We start from the raw sequence: 17588 nt of genomic DNA on the forward strand, positions 1-17588 counted from the left end.
GTTCGAAAGATTTTTAATTGTGCTGCTTAAAGCCTAAAAAATCTTTGAGGGAAAGATAGACAAATTCACTGTTACTCACTAAGTATCTTCTCCATAGTCTCCCTGGCTCTGAAAGGAGTCTATATAACCACTCCAAACCCCACTGCTGAATTAGCTTAGGAGGTCTTTTTTTGGTCCCGGCATGGAAATCAAAAGCGGCTCCGACACCGAGCGCAATTGCTTTTAGATGGGGTGCATGGGTTGCGCACCAATATTCTTGCTTTGGGCAGCCCAAACCAACAAATAAGAAGCTGGCTCCAGAAGAATTAATTTTATCTACCAAGCTCTGATCAAGCAAAGCTTGCTCAGGAAGTTTTTCAGGGGCATAGATGCCTGCAATTTGCAGATTTGGAAATTGTCCCAAAAGCTTTTGCGATAAGAGACTCAAGGTCTGGGCATTGCTCCCAAGCAAGTAAATGGATTTGCCCTCAAGCGAAGCCAATTTACATAACTCCAGCATTAAATCAGGGCCTGATACCCGCTCTGCTTGTTTAAAACCCTTCAGCTTTTGTGTCCATACCAAGGGCATTCCATCAGGAACAACTAACTTAGCATTTTGAAGAGCGGATTTGAATACTGCGCTCTCATGTGCAATGGTGAGCATGTGGACATTTGCTACGCAAATATATCCCCCGGCATTATTTTTCTGACCTGCCAGTAGCATGAGTTTTTTTGAGATGCCTTTTATGTTGCCAATATCTACTGGAATCCCAATTACTTCAGCCTGGACTCTGTGCGAACTATTGAATAAGGTTTTGGTGGTCATAACTTATAACTTTATGGTGTACTAGAGTGGGTTACTAAATCTAGAGAAATGGCATTTAAGACTTGCTCAGGAGAAATTGACCGAATGCAGATAGCTTCATGAGTTTGACCCAGACAGGTTGGCTCATTAGAGCAGGGGTAATGAGGGCACCCGCCACTTTGGCCAATCGCTATTGAGTTTGGAGGCGCCCACCATTGCGGAAGATTGCCAGCATTAATCACAATCGTTCTTTTACCAAGCGCAGAAGCCAAATGAACTAAAAAGCTATCTACCCCAATTAATAAATCTATTTTATTTACTTCTGAAGCTAGCTTTTCAATAGACTCGTTAGAGAAAATCGGGATAGAGTATGCTGCATGGCCAAACTGCGTATTGGCAAGAGCTAGCTCTGCTGGAGAGCAAAGAATACTAGTCTGAACTCCTTTGTCAGCAAGGATCTTTGCAAGCATTAGCCAATTTTCAGTAGGCCATTGTTTGAAAGCTTGGCTAGAGTATGGGTGAAATGCAATCCTGAGAGGAGAGCTCAAGGGTAATGAACTCCCTTTTGCTTCAATGTTGCAGCCCAGCACGTTTGAAATGAGTAATGTTACAAACTGGTACGCCCAGCCATTATCAGAAGCTACTGGGATATATTTAACCCAGGGTAGTGAGTAATTCCAAATTAAACGTTTCATCCAATGAGGGGGTGCTTGCCCTTCCCACCTTGGGGAATGATGGCGCCTGCCACTAATAAGCATTCCTAAAAAGGATTCACGAGCATCGCCAATAAAATCGATGCTCGCATCTACTTGAAGCTTGTGGAGTTGGGTGATCGACTTCAATAAAGACAGCCAGCCACCTTGAAGTACTCTAGGAACGCCGCCAGCAATCGGAAACTGGGCTGTGATGATGCGATGAAAGCCCATCAGCCTAAAGAGTGGGGCAAACTCTGGTTTAGTCCAGATGATCCATTCAATGTCAGGGCGAACTTGTGCCGCCTCTTTTAGGGCAACTGCATTCATAATCGCATCGCCATAGCGACGTGCACTCATGACGCAAACACGGGCATTTTTGGGAAGCGGGGTCACAAATAAATGATGTTCAAGATTAAATGCACAATGTAAGATACCGAATATAGTTAGTAGGCTGATTTGCCAGTAAATCCATGAATGATGGTGAGGCAAATAATTTTCAGATCAAGCCAAATAGACCAGTGGTTAATGTAGTAGAGGTCATAGTCAACCCGCGCCTTCATCTTATCCAAAGTTTCTGTTTCTCCCCGCAGACCATTAACTTGAGCCCATCCGGTAATGCCAGGCTTCACCTTGTGGCGCAGCATGTAACCATTAATCAGTTTTCGGTAATGCTCATTATGAGAAACGGCATGTGGGCGGGGACCCACGATAGACATGCTGCCTTGAAGAACATTTAAAAATTGCGGCAACTCATCTAAAGAGGTCTTACGCAAGAATTTTCCTAAAGTGGTTACACGCTGATCATCTTTCTTGGCCTGCACAACGACTTCGCCATCATCTTGCGTGCGCATCGTTCTAAACTTAAGAACCTGAATGGTTTCCCCGTTTAGACCATAGCGGCGTTGCTTAAATAGGATTGGTCCTGGTGAACTCAGCTTGACACCAACAGCAATCAGAGTCATCAAGGGCAGTGTGATTAAGAAAAATAATAGGCCCAGAACACTATCTTCCACTTTCTTTAAAAACCACTGTGTCCCATAAAACGGATGATCATTAATGGTAATCATCGGCATATTGCCCAGGGTGATCCATTGAGATCCCAGTAAGTCTGAGAGAAAGACATTAGGCGCTAAATAGACTGAGGCCGTGGAGTCTGCGAGCCCATTGATTGCCTCAATGATTTCTTCTTGCTGGTTACCTGAGTAAGTTAAGAAGACGTAATCAATATTTTTTTCCTGAACATCTTTTAATAAAAGATTAAGGTCTTGATAAGTACTATGGAGAGACAAGCCAGTCCAAGGCAGAGAAGCAATCTTTGACTGAAGTTGCTCTGATGAAAGTCTATCTCCCAGAATTGCGTAAGTCCGAGTATTACTGCCAGTGCTGCGCAGGCGGCGCAATATGAGATAAATAAAGAGACGCTCTAATCCCAAGAATGCAGGGGTAGAAATGAGCCAAAAGCCAATTGTGAGACGTGAGAAATCTGCCGAAGACTTGGTGGCAAACGCGAGCAGAATCAAAATGAGCCCAACTGTCGCCCAAGTAGTAATAATTGTGAAGGCGATATCACTGTAGGACTGAAGGCGTGAAGAGCGATAGAGTGACCGCAGCTCGGCGATGAAGAAATATAGAATAATCGCCAGCAAAACAGCATATTGGTAGATAGAAAGATTCTCTATCTTGAAAACGAGGCACCAAAGACTCAGTCCGCCCCCGATCAAGAGGGCATCCAAAAGGCGGTTCAGGGTGGCAAATTCGGCGCTAAATGGGCGCAAAAGACCTGAATTTTGGGGATTACGAATAGTCATTAGTGGGTGATGTGCATCAGTAAGAATTGGGGTCTAATTAAAATGCTTTTATCATAGGACTTCTAAATGACTCATGATAATGCGACTAGTTAGACGAAGTCGTTTTATCCCATTCTGGAAGCTTGATTTGCTAAGAATTGCACAAAGTGGTCAAAAAGGGCTTGGCGCCGACATAGTGCCCGCCAGTTCCTTTGCTTATTTAATACTGTTTTTGCAGGTCTTTTCCTTTGCTATCTTGAATGCGATCTGGGTTCTTCCGGGAACAATCGGACTTCGCTATGCCTGCCTTATCCTCGGCGCATGCCTAAGTTTTTATCCCATTTATCAGGCGCGCAAACTCTTATTGCAAAAAAGAGCATTACCTATTTGGCTTCTAGTTGCCCTCTTTGGCTGGGCTACATTCCACCTTTTCTTTCTGAGTCAAAACAAAGTGTTGCAACTCGAAGAGCTCTCGAGCATTTGGAAGCGCGCTGCTATCGGACTTTGGTTTGCTTTTGGAATGGGCTTATCTATTTTCAGATTGGATCAACAAACAAATCGCAGTAAGTGGTGGCAATTATGCTATTGGATTATTTTTTATTGCGGCCTGCTAGCCCCAACGCTGATTTATCTGATTAAAGTATTGCTCGCTATGTATGGCCAACAGTGGGGCATCCAAATACCGCAGTCTATTCAGATGTATGTTGGGGCCCATTCAGTGTATATGGCAAAAACAGCCTATGTTGCTTTTTGCTTGCCAGCCCTAGCCGTCGCGCTTGGGATGTTGTTGCAGAACATTCAAAACCACCGCTGGCTCTCACTCGGAAACATTTTCTATATCCTCACGATCCCAGCTGTTTTTATCGTCTTCTATCTTGAGAATATTAAAAATGGAGTGGCTTACGGCACCTTGCTAATAGCTATATTTCTATTTTGTTTATTAGCTACCCTATTTAAAGGGCATTGGTTTCTAAAAATAATTCTAGGGGCTTGCTTGGTTACAGCAAGCATATTTTTTATCTCCAAACATCTAGAGCAAAATACATCCTGGAGAACATTTGCAGCTGATACTAAGATTGCTTTAGATATCAATCAATATCAGCAGTGGAAATACAGCGGGGCAAGAGGCTATCCCAATAATGCATTGGGAGTACCGGTCTCAGTGACGAATTACGAACGCGTATCATGGGCCAAAGTAGGAATTAAGTTGATTGAGCAAAACCCCTTGGGTTATGGCTTGATTGAGCGCTCGTTTGGCAGACAGGCAAAAGTCTCCTGGCCTGATTCCTTGCTGCACCAGTCTCATAGTGGTTGGATTGATTTAACTCTGGGGATTGGCATTCCTGGAGCCATCTTGCTTTTGGGCGCACTTTGGATGTTGCTTTGGCAACTCTGCGCAGAGGAGCTTCAAGAGCAGGGTTTGCGCTCCAATTCTTGGAAAAGGGCCTCCAGATGGGCCATCGGGGGACTATTTTTAATGTGGTGCACCACCGAAATCAGTCAAAAAGTCTATTTTGAGGCGCTTATTTTTTGGCTTGCTTTGGGGGCTGGCGTTAGCTTATATCCCGTAAAAAACAAGACTACCAGACCTTAAATGATCTCCGGGGAAGGTTGATGTGACCGATTGAGTCGCTGGGACTATTGTGATGCAGGCAAGAATTTTGACTGTCAAATAGTTGTAACTTTTGTAATGAGATAAAATTAGGTTTCCTGTATTACCTAATAAAGAACCTGGTTGATCCCTTATCTATGACCCAAGAAAACAACTCCTTGCCACAATCAGCTAATTTGAATGGTAACGCTTCAGGTGAGGCGGAAATCTCCCTTCTAGACATCGTCAATTTCCTGCAAGCATCTTGGAAAAAACTTGCCGCGGCAAGCATCGTGGGCGCTATTCTAGGATTTGCGAATTGGAACTTCTTGGCTAGCTATCAAGCAGAGTATGTTTTACTTAATAATAATAATAATAATAATAATAGTTATGCCCTTGACCTCGTTTCCTGGAAAACCATTCAAAAGAGCCTACCCAATTTAGCAGCGCAAATCGAAGATGAGGGCAAATCCCCCGAGAATCATGCGCAGCTTTACAGGGCTATGGCGAGCGAGCAGTGGTGGCAAAAAAATGTTATTCCGAGCTATGCCATATCCAAAGCCGATACCAAAGATCTGGCTGCCATTAGTAAAGACTTAGATGCTGCTTCCACTACTATTTTAAGTCTTACGGTAACGGCATCAGGTGGCACCAAAGAAAAGTCCATCGAGAACGTGCGCGCGGCAGCTAATTTTTTGCGTACTGGTAGCGCCTACTTGCAGCTGCGCAGTATTCTCAATAGCTACGAGACCGAGACCATATCGACTGTAGCTGATTTGCAAAAGCGCATTACCACTACCGAGATTGAGATGGGTTACCAAGTACAGCGCGCTAAAGCATTAGAAGATTTACATAAACGCTTTCCGGGGGGTAATAACGCCAGCAATCAGGTGGTTGATCCCAAGGACTCTGGCGCTAAGTATTTGCCATTAGCCACCCAAATCATCGCAGTTAATAACGATATTAATTTATCGAAAGAAGCCTTGCAGCGCTATAAGGATCGTTTAGCCCAAATCGCGCTCATCAAAATCTTTTTAGAAGAAGCAAATCCTCTCGCTGCAAACACATTTGATGGTATTGTTTTAGATGATGGCCTCTTGGCAATTGAGGCAAAGTTGCGCGCCAAATTGGCTAAAGAGGACATCAAACAACAAGAAGTCTTTGATCAGTTGCGCACCCAATTACTCTCTGTAAAAAGTCGCTTTACCAAGAGCCTAGATGCCAATACTGCGCCTACAAGCATCAAAAAAGGCATGATCAAAACAACTGCAGGCGGTCTAGCCGGTGCATTTTTCTTGATGCTGTTGGTACTTTTAGGTCAAAGAGTGTGGGCAAGTATTAAAGGTGGCGCAAAAAGCGGCGGTATCCAATGATCGGTAGAGCGCAGGCAAGAGCTCGGTATCGGGCATTAGCAGGCTTGTCTATTAAAAAGTAATCCATTCCTTTGGTATTTATAAACTCCCTTCATGACATTTACCTTCTCCTCCAATCTGCAAGAGCACCAATTACTTTTCCAGAATTTGGGCGCTTTAGAGTCTGTTGTTAATGAAGCTAGTGAGTTGATTGCTAAAGCTTTTATAAGTAGTAATAAATTGATGATTTGTGGGAATGGCGGGTCTGCTGCCGATAGTCAGCATATTGCTGCCGAGATGACAGGGCACTTTATTAAAGATCGCAAACCTTTACCGGCCATTGCATTAACTACCGATACTTCTGCTTTAACGTGTATTGCAAACGATTATTCCTTTGAAGATGTGTTTGCAAGGCAAGTCGGTGCGTTGGGTCGAGGGGGGTGATGTATTAATTGCTATTTCTACTTCAGGTAATTCGGGTAATGTTATTAAAGCGATGCATGTTGCGAAAGAGCTTGGGATCAAGGTTATCGCATTGGGGGGCAGATGAAATCCCTTACTGATCTTTCAATTATCGTTCCAAGTCAGACAACTGCACGGATTCAAGAAGCTCATATATTTATTGGACACATGATTTGTGGATTGGTTGGCTGAAGGTTGCCCACTATTTCACTTACTAATCCAATAGAAGCTGAAGCTATTACTGTGATTTTCATTTAGCGAATGAAAAATAATTCTCCTCAATGGTTACTTTATTTGCCGAACTTCTTGAGGGATCGGTTATTGGGTCGCGATAATTTTTTATCTATTATTCACAATAGTGGCTGGCTTTTACTAGATAAGATTATGCGGGCAATATTTGGTCTGCTTGTCGGGGCGTGGGTTGCTAGATATCTTGGGCCATCCCAGTTTGGCGAACTGGCGTATTGCATTGCGTTCGTAGCAATTTTCCAATCAATTTCTTTATTGGGGCTTGATGGTATAGCCGTAAGGGAGATTGTTAGTGATGAAAGGCATTCTGGGGTCGTTTTAGGCACCATCTTTAGGATGCGTTTTGCAGCAGGTTTAATTTGCTGGCTGACTGTAACCATACTTTATGGTTTTTCTAATAATTACCAATCAGAAAGTTTTTTATTGGCCGCTCTTGTTGCTGGCGGTTTAATTTTTCAGTCAGCAGATAGCATTGATTTATGGTTTCAGAGTCAGTTGCAGAGCAGGAGAACAGTCCTGGCTAAGCTATTTGCCTATTTATTATCAAATGGTGTAAAGGTGGCTCTAATCTTATTAGAGGCACCATTATTAGCTTTTGCTGGAGTTATTATGTTCGAGGCAATGCTAAATTCATTAGTGCTATATGTTTCATATCGTCGATTTCCTGCGCCCAATACGTGGGCATATAATCTATTAGTCTCTAGAAATTTGTTATCTGAATCTTGGCCATATATTCTCAGCACTGTTTCAATTGTAATTTATATGCGCATAGATCAAATTATGATTAAAAGTCTATTGGATGAAAAGTCTTTAGGCATATATGCTGCCATGATTCCAATATCGAGCCTATGGAATATAGTGCCCATGGTTATTTGTATGAGTGTTGCACCTTATATTGCAAAAATTAAAAATTCGGACAATATCAAATTTGAAATGATTATGTTGAAAATATTTCGCATCGCATTGATCTTAAGTGTGATGGCAATTTTCGTTACGTGGATTTTATCTGGACCAGTTGTATCATTGATGTATGGATCGGCATACCATGGGGCTGCAGATATTTTAAATATATATGTACTTACAAATATCCCAATTTTTTTAGGGGTGGTGCAAGGGCTATGGTTTGTTAATAATAAAAAACCTCATTTAGCTTTACTGCAAACAATATCCGGAGCTTTATTTTCTATATTTGGAAATCTACTTTTGATACCTGTATTTGGTCTGAAGGGTGCCGCGCTGACAGCTGTTATTGCGCAATTAATTTCGGCAGTTTTAATAAATTTTATTTTTTCGCGGAAATTATTTTATATGCAAATTGGTTATGGTTTTAGATCTAGAGGATTAGACGACTTATGAACAAAATCCTCATCACTGGCGGCGCTGGTTTTCTGGGCTCGCACCTCACCGAGAAACTCCTTAAAGAAGGTAATGAGGTTTTGGTAGTAGATAATTTCTTTACGGGTACTAAACAAAACATTACACACTTAATAGACAATCCCAATTTAGAGGTGATGCGCCATGATCTGACCTTCCCGCTCTATGTAGAAACTAATCAGATCTACAACTTAGCTTGCCCAGCTTCACCAGTCCACTATCAGTACGATCCCGTGCAAACGACGAAGACCAGCGTGCATGGCGCAATCAATATGCTGGGATTGGCTAAGCGCACCCGCGCCAGAATCTTGCAAGCATCTACTAGTGAAGTCTATGGCGACCCTGAAGTGCACCCTCAGCCAGAAGAGTATTGGGGAAGAGTCAATCCTATTGGGATACGTTCTTGTTATGACGAAGGCAAGCGCTGCGCTGAAACCTTATTCTTTGACTATTACCGTCAGCATCAGCTCGATATCAAAGTAGTACGTATCTTTAATACCTATGGGCCGCGCATGCATCCCAATGATGGACGCGTTGTTAGTAACTTCATTGTGCAGGCTCTCAAAGGCCAAGATATTACTATTTATGGTGATGGCCAACAAACCCGTAGCTTTTGCTATGTAGATGATTTAATCGATGCCATGGTGTCAATGATGAACTCAGAAGAGGGCTTTACTGGGCCAGTCAATATTGGCAATCCAGGTGAGTTCACGATGCTGCAATTAGCAGAAACTGTTCTCAAGCTCTCAGGTAGTAAATCAAAAATTATTCATCAGCCATTACCATCCGATGACCCTAAGCAACGCCAACCAAACATTGAATTGGCTAAAGCCAAGCTCGGTTGGGAGCCCAAGGTCAACTTAGAGGATGGTCTTAAAGAGACGATTGCTTACTTTAAGGCGGTATTAAGTGTCTAATTTTTTATTGAATACCCCAGTTGCTTTTATCATTTTTAATCGTCCCGATGAAACGGAGCGTGTATTTTTAGAAATTGCAAAAGCTAAGCCAAAAAAATTATTAGTTATAGGAGATGGGCCTCGTTCGAATCATATTGGGGAGGCAGACAAGGTTTCAAAAGCCAGAGATATAATAAAAAAGGTTGACTGGCCTTGCGAAGTTTTAGTTAATTACTCCGATGTAAATCTGGGATGTAAGGCTCGCGTATCTAGTGGTATTGATTGGGTTTTTGAGTGCGTCAATGAGGCGATTATTTTGGAAGATGATTGTCTACCTCACCCCTCTTTTTTCAGGTTTTGTGAGGAAATGCTAGTCAGGTATAGGAGTGACGAGCGGATTGGAATGATTACTGGAGATAATTTTCACTTTGGTCAATTTAAAGGGGATAAAAGCTATTACTTTTCAGGCTTCAATAATATCTGGGGTTGGGCAACATGGCGGAATCGCTGGCAGCATGATTATGATGTGGATTTAAAAAATTGGCCAAATGTATTGAAAAGTGGCGAAATTGAAAACTGGTTTGGTTTTAAAGATGCAGAAAGATATTACGTCAATATTTTTGAACGCGTATACGGCAATAAGATCGATACTTGGGATTATCAATGGCTTTTTGGCAGCAGATTAAATGTAAGGGTTTCAATTGTTCCTAGAGTTAATCTAGTTTCAAATATTGGATTTGGATTGAGCGCGACACATACAGTTGGAGAAAGCGTCCTTGCTAATATGGCTACTGAGGAAATTCTATTTCCGTTAAAACATCCTGACCAAATTTTCAAAAATGTAAAATTAGACGAAATTTTTTTTAAAAAATATGTAGATGACTCACTATTTAGAAGAATTCAAAGGCGCATTCATTCCATCATATATAGGGTTTAATTTATACAATGACAGTAACGTGCGTTAATTTAAGTTGTCGATGTTGTGCGGAAGAGAGCAATAAGTTATTTACTGCCAGCCTTCTTAATAGATATCAGGTCGACTATTTTGAGTGCCCAACATGTGGGTATGTCCAGACAGAGGATCCATACTGGCTAGATGACGCTTATGCCGATGCAATTAATGATAGCGATACCGGAATACTTGCAAGAAATCAAATTAACGCTAGAGTTGTTTTGGGCGTTATGGCTTTGTTAGGTAATGTAAACGGAACAGTTGTAGATTGCGCCGGGGGGTACGGAATTTTAGTTCGACTCTTACGAGACTATGGCATAAATGCCTTCTGGTCAGATCAATTTTGTCAAAATTTACTAGCCAAGGGGTTTGAGTTTTCCGGCGGAAGTGCTAATTTAGTGACTGTTTTTGAGGCATTTGAGCATTTTGTGGACCCAGATATTGAATTAGATAGATTTTTAGATATTGCTCCAAACGTTCTATTTTCAACTGAAATAATAGCTACCCCTACGCCAGATCAACATGAGTGGTGGTACTACGGCGTGGAGCATGGTCAGCATATTGGTTTTTTTAGAACAAAAACATTAGAGAGGCTTGCAAGAGTGCGCGGAAAAAGATTGATAACTAATGGTAAAAATTATCATTTAATTACCGACCAGCCAGTAAATCAAACCCTATGGTATTTGCTTGTAAAGCTTAACTTTCTCATACCATTTTTTCTCAAGAAAAAACTGAAAAGCAAAGTATGGTCGGATCATTTTCTAATGTTAAAACCAAGAAAATAATGAGGATAGCTTTTGATTATCAGGCTTTTTGTATGCAGTCTTATGGCGGTATTTCACGCTATTTCACGCGTCTCGCACAGGAATTACAATCCCTAAGACAAGAAGTTCAGGTCTTTGCACCTCTTCATCGCAATGCTTATCTGGCATTGACTCAAGAAAATATGGTATATGGTCGCTACATTCAAAGATACCTCCCAAAAGCCACTAAATTTTATTTGGCATATAACTTTTTAAAGTCTAGTAATCAAATTGAAAAATGGTTGCCAGATATAGTGCATCAAACCTATTATTCTAATCAAGTATTAAGATCTAAAAATTTTAAAACAGTAATTTCAGTTTATGATATGATTCATGAGCTTTATCCAAATCAATTTTCCGTCTGGGATAGTACATTAAGGGTTAAAGAAAAGGCTATCAAGCGAGCGGATCATGTGATTTGCATTTCCGAAAATACGAAGCATGATCTTATGCATTTTTATTCTGTTCCTGAGCAAAAAATTTCAGTAGTACACCTTGGGTTTGATCATGTAAATCCAGAAATTATAGGAAAAGTAGCCTCAATACATATTAGACAGCCATTTTTATTGTATGTAGGGCATCGCGGGGGCTATAAAAACTTTTCAGGTTTACTTAGGGCGGTAGCGTCATCTCCAAGGCTCATGAAGGATTTTAGTATTTTAGCTTTTGGTGGGAATCCATTTTCCAGCGATGAGCGAGCATTAATTTCTGCGCTTGGCTTCAATGACCAACAAGTATTCCAATATAGTGGGAGCGACTCCAATTTACAGCGCTGTTATCAAACAGCAACCGCGTTCGTTTATCCATCCATGTATGAGGGGTTTGGAATACCACCCCTAGAGTCTATGGCACAAGGGTGTCCTGTGATAAGTAGTAATACTAGCTCTATGCCGGAAGTGATAGGTAATGCTGCCCAGTTTTTTAATCCTAACAGCATCGAAGAAATGAAAGATGCTATAGAGAGGGTTGTCTATTCGGGGGAGGTGACTGAAGCACTGAAAATAGCTGGCAGGAATCGTTTGTCATGTTTTTCATGGGAGAAGTGCGCAAAAGATACCTTAAGGATATATTACGAGTTAATGTGAGCGGTAAATTAAAGATCCTTGTCGTTATATGGCGGCTCTATCGCTCAATGGCAGCCATTGTAGATAAAAACTTACTATTTAATTCTTTAAAGATAAGGATTTTGGGGAAGCTCTTGAATAGTCCAGCCATGATTTGACATTGAATTAATTAGGTCTTGAGTGGGCCTCTGCTTAAACAAGGCAACAGTCAATAAATTCGTTTTCATAAAACCTAAAAAACATAACAAATCACGAATTTTTATACAAACTACTGTTTTTAGTTTAATGAATTTATGCTTAAAGTTTTTAGGGTCAATGTCTATAAACTCAACCCCTGGGATGTAGTGATCGTTGACCCCAGTAAAGGCTATGCAGTTGTAATGCATTCCAAGTAAAAATTTACTAAGCTCCCTTTCTGAAATGGTGTAGACATAATTTCCTACGGTTTCGAATGAATGAGCACCAGTGTTGTTTTTAGTTAGTTTTTTTAGAAGCCTAAAAAGGGGGAGCAAGGGAGCCTTATCGATTAATTGATCTCTTGGCTCGGTAAGGATTACAGCAGTTTTACACACTCTTAACATTTCATATAAGGCCATATAAGGGCGTGGAAAATGGTGTAGGGCTTCTTTGCAGTAAATAAAATCAAACGAATTGTCATCGAACTTCAGAGATTCTGCATTTTGGGCTGAGTATTCACTAATAAAACCTTTTTCATGGGCTATAGTTAAGAGCGTATCTGAATAGTCAGAGCAATGAACTTTTTGTATGCCTGAGGATAGAAGGAAATGTGCATCAGTACCATACCTTCCATCGCCAACAGTAAGCCATTTGAAAGACTTGTCGTAGGATATTATTGGATTAATTAGGAAATGCATTCTCCTGTGACGCCATGCATCAAGAGTGTTATGTTTGAACCAGGTGGCGCCAATTTGCTGCTTTAAGGGGTTGGTCAGAATCTCATCCCATTCTTCCTCATGACGGTCATATTTAATATAAGATTCATTGTTCATAAAAAACTCTTTTTATCGAAAATACTTGCATTGGCTGTCTTATAGCGAGATAGTAACGTTTAGGAAAATAACTAAAACAAACCACAGTAGTTAAAATTTTTATTACATAAGGAATAGTTTGAGTAACAGATTAAAGGGATTTATAGCCATATGGTGGAGTTTTTGGATTGCTGCGGCATATTTAAATACAAGTTTAAGTATATCGAACCTTGCTACAGCTTTGGTAACATTCTCAATGGTTTTATTTCTAGTTGGGTGGTCATTATCAGAAAATTTAAAATTTAAGAAGTTACCAAAAGAAAAATACTTTTATTTAAATGTGGAAATAATATTGCTTTATATTATTTTAATACAGATAGTAATGTCAATTTTTTCATTAACATATTCTTTAAATAATCCAGGAGCCTTGCGTGATATTGCTTACAGCAACCCGGTAGAAATATATAAAAATCAATACATATTGCAAATATATACCCTCTTAGTTTATCCAATTGGACTGTATGGTATCGCGTCAATTAATTTCTTTAGCTCAACAACATATAAAAATGGTTTAATTTTATTATTCTTTATTTTTGATACTTTAATTACATTAGGTAGATTATCAATTTATATTTTTTTTATTTATATTTTAATAAACGCAATTATTATAAACAAAAAACTTATTTATAAAAAAATAGCATTTTTATTTATTATAGCAAATATTATAATGTATATTCTATTTAATTATAGATATACTAATGAGCTGAATATATCCCTAGAAAATTATATTGAATACTTAGAAACGTCAGTTTTTAACTATCATATAATTGGATTTAAAATTTTTGATGAATTTATTAATGGTAATTTAATCTTCAACAGTGAATCTCTTCTTACATTTGGTTTTTATGAGTATATAGTCAGTAAATTTTATTCAATTTTTATACCAACGGTAAGTAATTGGGCAAAATTTGGCGAGGTGCTACAGGGATTTGTTATACAAATTGAGGGCGGAACTTATAATGCTCTCTCAACAATTTTTTTACCTTACTATATTGATTTTGGAATAATTGGACCACCTGCTTTCTTATTTATTTTTGGATCCATCATAGGTTTTGGTATTAATCGAACTGGCAATGTAACCCCATTAGGTATTTTAATATTAATTTTGGTCATCACTGGAATGTTGCAGTCTACAACAATTGGACAATTGTTGTATATACCATTGATATTAATTTTATTTGGAATTAGATTAAGATGACCAACTCAAATAAAATGTTAGATTTTTTAATTTTAATAATAATTTTAAACATATTATTATTATCAATATTTTCAAACCATTGGGGTTATGATGAATTTGCGGCGGTTTCCAGCCATCTTGAACTTTCAAATTATATTTATATAGATGAGTATAAAAAATATTTAACAAATATAGGTATTAGTAATGAATATATTGTTGAAATAATTATTAATTACTTACTTCCAATCATTATAGTACCATTGAGATGGACTTATGCAATCGGAATTAGTCCTTGGCTGAGTATATCAAATTATATAGGTATAGATTGGCCGTATTTAAGGCCAATTTTAATGCTTCCATATGTATTTTTAATTTACTTAGGTTTAATTTTAATTAAAAAAACATTAGTTGATATTGTTAATTCAATTGCAATTGCAATTTTCTTTATACTGATTTTTTGTTCGGGTCCGTTTCTATATTGGACAAATACTTTAACATCCTATTCTCATCACATTTTTGTCTTTGGAATTATCTTATATAGCGTTCTTAAGTGCGATTTTAATGGCCATATATTTAATAAAAAGAGTATTTTACTTGCAATAGTCCCTTTATTCAATTATCAATATATTTTTATCATATGTGCATTAGGTTTATATGATTGGCTAAAGGATATTAAATCCAAAAAATTCTTATTTATAGTCAAAAGTTGGGTTTTGTCAATAATTACATGTTTTTCATCAGTTATATTTCTTGTATTTCGTTCAATAATTTCCGGCAAACACCAAGATCCTGCATTTGCATCTTTAAATGAATTTGAACTCAGCATATATTCTATTCCTTCAAATTTTAAATTTTCAATTGATTTTTTTGATTACGTGATTTCAATATATATTAATATATTATTTTCATTTTACAAAAATAATATTTATAATTTTACAAATTATGGAATAGTTTTTAGTACTTTATTTTTTATATTAATGGTTTCTATTGCCTATATTAATTGGAATATTAGTAAAAAACTTACAAGTATTCTACTTTTAATAATTGGTACAACTTTATTGCTACAATTTTTAGGTCTACTGCATGTTGCGCCCAAGAGGCATCAATTAGTTTTATTTTTACCTGTAGCTCTTTTATTTTCGATATATTTTTCAAAATTTTTCATTAAATATTTGGCTTATAATCAAATATATTATATAATATTTATTGTACTAACATTATCTATGGTATTTAAAATAAATACATTTTCATTTGCAGAAAATAGTTTTCCTAAAGATTACATAAAACCTTATTTAGATAAGGAGGGTGTTGAGCGTTTGGTATTGAATAAATGTGACTATGAACCTATTTTATATAAAGATCTTAGAGTTGCCTATAAACCAATTTATAGGTGTGGACCCAGGGTGGTTGAAAAGTTGCCTCCTAATGTCAACACAATAGCGGTTTGGTCATCGTTTCCTATAAATGCAAATAGCGCATTAGACATCATTGGTGACTATTCAGGCTCAAAATGGAGTCTAATCTCCCCTCTGCAGCTTGATCTTAATCGGGACTGCAGCTCTTGTAGTAGATTGTGGATCGCAAAATTAATACTTGAAAATAAATAATATATATGCAGATCGTTATTCCAATGTCTGGCTTTGGTGAGCGCTTTCGACGCGCTGGTTATGTTATTCCTAAGCCCCTAATTGAGGTTGATGGTAAGCCCATTATCGGTCATGTGATTGATCTATTTCCAGGCGAGACCGATTTCACATTTATTTGCAATGAAGATCACTTAGCGAATACCGACTACCGCATCGAGCAAATTCTGAAGAATTTGTGCCCTACTGGTCGTATTGTTAGCATTCCGGCACATAAGCTTGGCCCTATCTATGCTGTGCGCCAAATAGAACATCTATTAGACCCAACTCGCCCTGTATTAGTTAATTACTGCGATTTCACCTGCTATTGGGATTGGGATCACTTCAAAGTGTTTGTCGCTCAAACACAATGTGCTGGCGCCATTCCTGCATATAAAGGCTTTCATCCCCATACTCTTGGCACCACCAACTATGCCTATATGAAAGAGGTGTCCAGCACCATTCCCGGCAAAGAAAGTGGCTGGTTATTGGATATTCAAGAAAAGCAGCCCTTTACTGACAATCGCATGGAAGAATACGCCTCTAGCGGAACGTATTACTTTGCTAGTGCCAAGATCATGAGTGATGCGTTTGAGCAAACCATGGATCAGAATCTCAATATTGGCGGGGAGTTCTATGTCAGCTTAGCTTATAAACCCATGCTGGCCCAAGGTAAAAAAATTGCTGTGTATCCGCTACAGCACTTTATGCAATGGGGAACACCAGATGACTTGGAGGAATACAACGCTTGGTCAAATACTTTTAAGAGATTATTACATTCTGAGCAAGTAAGTAAGCCTGCTGGTTCACTGATTATTCCAATGGCGGGTATGGGAAAGCGCTTTGTAGAAGAAGGTTACACCCTCGCTAAACCGCTCATCCCAGTCTTTGGTAAAGCAATGGTGATTCAGGCCATTGATGATTTACCCAAAGCACAATACAAGTCAGTCATTTTGCGAGCTGATATGCCAGGCTTGGCTGATATCGAAACGTCGATCAAACAGCAATTTCCCAATTCGATTCTGACGCGCGTTCCTGGCGTGACCGAAGGGCAAGCTTGTACTGCGCTCATTGGTCTAGATGCGCTAGAAAGCCATATGTCTAAAGCCGATACCCAATTAGCTAACGGCGCTCTTGAGCCCATTACACCTATAAATCCAATCACCTTTGGGGCCTGTGATAACGGCGCACTCTTTGATCAGAGTGCCTATGAAGCACTGTTAGGCAATCCCGAAGTAGATGTCATCGTCTGGGGTGTGCGTGGTCATATCAATGCGGTGCGTAAGCCGCAGATGTTTGGTTGGATTGATGCAGATGCTCATGGCTTGATTGCGAACATCTCTGTCAAAACCCCTTTAGCCTTACCAGCAACAGACCCGATCGTGATTGGCACTTTTACCTTTAAAAACGCTGGTGATGCACGGCGGGCAATCGATACGCTGATTGCGCGTAATGGGCGGATTAATGGCGAGTTCTACTTAGACTCATGTATTAATGATGCGATTGCCTTGGGTCTGCGTTGTTATCTACTGGAAGTCGATAGCTTTATATCTTGGGGCACCCCAAACGATCTCAAGACCTTTGAGTACTGGCAGTCTTGCTTTCATAAATGGCCTCATCACCCCTATCGACTTGAAAATGATCTTCGAGTTAATGTGAATGCTTTAGAACTTCTGAATCAAAGGTATTCTCCAAGAATTCCACGGATGCCGATTATGCAAGCGGAATGAA

Annotated in this window: 16 protein-coding genes; 12 read left to right on the forward strand and 4 right to left on the reverse strand. The window is 39.2% G+C overall.

What is annotated here, in order from left to right:
* Positions 1–13 precede the first annotated feature (13 nt).
* Genes C2740_RS01580 through C2740_RS01590 form a run of 3 tightly spaced genes read right to left on the reverse strand, consistent with a single transcriptional unit; the run spans position 14 to position 3287 of the window.
* A complete protein-coding gene (locus tag C2740_RS01580; protein ID WP_215293664.1) occupies positions 14–805 on the reverse strand; it encodes a WecB/TagA/CpsF family glycosyltransferase in 792 nt (263 codons plus the stop codon).
* Positions 806–816: 11 nt separating this feature from the next.
* Entirely contained in the window at positions 817–1872 is a 1056-nt protein-coding gene (locus C2740_RS01585) for a glycosyltransferase family 9 protein (protein WP_215293665.1), read from the reverse strand.
* A gap of 50 nt (positions 1873–1922) precedes the next feature.
* Positions 1923–3287 carry an undecaprenyl-phosphate glucose phosphotransferase gene (locus tag C2740_RS01590; RefSeq protein WP_215293666.1) on the reverse strand — a complete coding sequence of 455 codons (1365 nt, stop codon included), beginning with the start codon at positions 3285–3287 and terminating at the stop codon, positions 1923–1925.
* A gap of 79 nt (positions 3288–3366) precedes the next feature.
* Between C2740_RS01590 and C2740_RS01595 the strand changes: the two genes are divergently transcribed.
* From C2740_RS01595 to C2740_RS01630, 9 genes are all read left to right on the forward strand, one after another.
* A complete protein-coding gene (locus tag C2740_RS01595; protein ID WP_215293668.1) occupies positions 3367–4860 on the forward strand; it encodes a hypothetical protein in 1494 nt (497 codons plus the stop codon).
* A 155-nt stretch (positions 4861–5015) separates the two neighbouring features.
* Complete coding sequence (locus C2740_RS01600; RefSeq protein WP_215293669.1) at positions 5016–6230, forward strand: hypothetical protein; 1215 nt, start codon at positions 5016–5018, stop codon at positions 6228–6230.
* A gap of 93 nt (positions 6231–6323) precedes the next feature.
* Positions 6324–6653, forward strand: coding sequence for an SIS domain-containing protein (locus C2740_RS09365; protein WP_251369664.1), 330 nt, complete (start codon positions 6324–6326; stop codon positions 6651–6653).
* Positions 6610–6759, forward strand: coding sequence for an SIS domain-containing protein (locus C2740_RS09370; RefSeq protein ID WP_251369665.1), 150 nt, complete (start codon positions 6610–6612; stop codon positions 6757–6759). The genes C2740_RS09365 and C2740_RS09370 overlap by 44 nt, the downstream gene beginning before the upstream one ends.
* A 173-nt stretch (positions 6760–6932) precedes the next feature.
* Complete coding sequence (locus tag C2740_RS01610) at positions 6933–8276, forward strand: flippase (RefSeq protein WP_215293670.1); 1344 nt, start codon at positions 6933–6935, stop codon at positions 8274–8276.
* Positions 8273–9211 (forward strand): UDP-glucuronic acid decarboxylase family protein, encoded by a 939-nt coding sequence (locus tag C2740_RS01615; RefSeq protein WP_215293672.1) that lies wholly within the window; start codon positions 8273–8275, stop codon positions 9209–9211. Before C2740_RS01610 ends, C2740_RS01615 begins: the two co-directional genes overlap by 4 nt.
* Positions 9204–10127, forward strand: a complete 924-nt coding sequence (locus C2740_RS01620; protein ID WP_215293674.1) for a glycosyltransferase family 2 protein — start codon at positions 9204–9206, stop codon at positions 10125–10127. The genes C2740_RS01615 and C2740_RS01620 overlap by 8 nt, the downstream gene beginning before the upstream one ends.
* 8 nt (positions 10128–10135) lie before the next feature.
* Positions 10136–10927, forward strand: coding sequence for a class I SAM-dependent methyltransferase (locus C2740_RS01625; RefSeq protein ID WP_215293675.1), 792 nt, complete (start codon positions 10136–10138; stop codon positions 10925–10927).
* Positions 10888–12030 (forward strand): glycosyltransferase family 1 protein, encoded by a 1143-nt coding sequence (locus C2740_RS01630; RefSeq protein WP_215293676.1) that lies wholly within the window; start codon positions 10888–10890, stop codon positions 12028–12030. The genes C2740_RS01625 and C2740_RS01630 overlap by 40 nt, the downstream gene beginning before the upstream one ends.
* Before the next feature lie 86 nt (positions 12031–12116).
* Here the strand turns inward: C2740_RS01630 and C2740_RS01635 are convergent, their stop codons facing one another.
* Positions 12117–13019: a class I SAM-dependent methyltransferase gene (locus C2740_RS01635; RefSeq protein ID WP_215293677.1), complete on the reverse strand. Its 903-nt coding sequence runs from the start codon at positions 13017–13019 to the stop codon at positions 12117–12119.
* 118 nt (positions 13020–13137) lie between these two features.
* Between C2740_RS01635 and C2740_RS01640 the strand changes: the two genes are divergently transcribed.
* From C2740_RS01640 to C2740_RS01650, 3 genes are read left to right on the forward strand one after another with little or no spacing between them, the layout of a single operon-like run.
* On the forward strand, positions 13138–14256 hold the full coding sequence (locus tag C2740_RS01640) for an O-antigen polymerase (RefSeq protein WP_215293678.1): 1119 nt from the start codon (positions 13138–13140) through the stop codon (positions 14254–14256).
* On the forward strand, positions 14253–15842 hold the full coding sequence (locus C2740_RS01645) for a hypothetical protein (RefSeq protein ID WP_215293679.1): 1590 nt from the start codon (positions 14253–14255) through the stop codon (positions 15840–15842). Before C2740_RS01640 ends, C2740_RS01645 begins: the two co-directional genes overlap by 4 nt.
* 5 nt (positions 15843–15847) lie before the next feature.
* The gene (locus tag C2740_RS01650) at positions 15848–17587 is read left to right on the forward strand and encodes a hypothetical protein (protein ID WP_215293680.1); all 1740 of its coding nucleotides are present in this window, start codon (positions 15848–15850) and stop codon (positions 17585–17587) included.
* Position 17588: the final 1 nt, after the last annotated feature.

Origin of the sequence: Polynucleobacter sp. MG-5-Ahmo-C2 (assembly GCF_018687735.1) — a bacterium.
GTDB lineage: Bacteria > Pseudomonadota > Gammaproteobacteria > Burkholderiales > Burkholderiaceae > Polynucleobacter.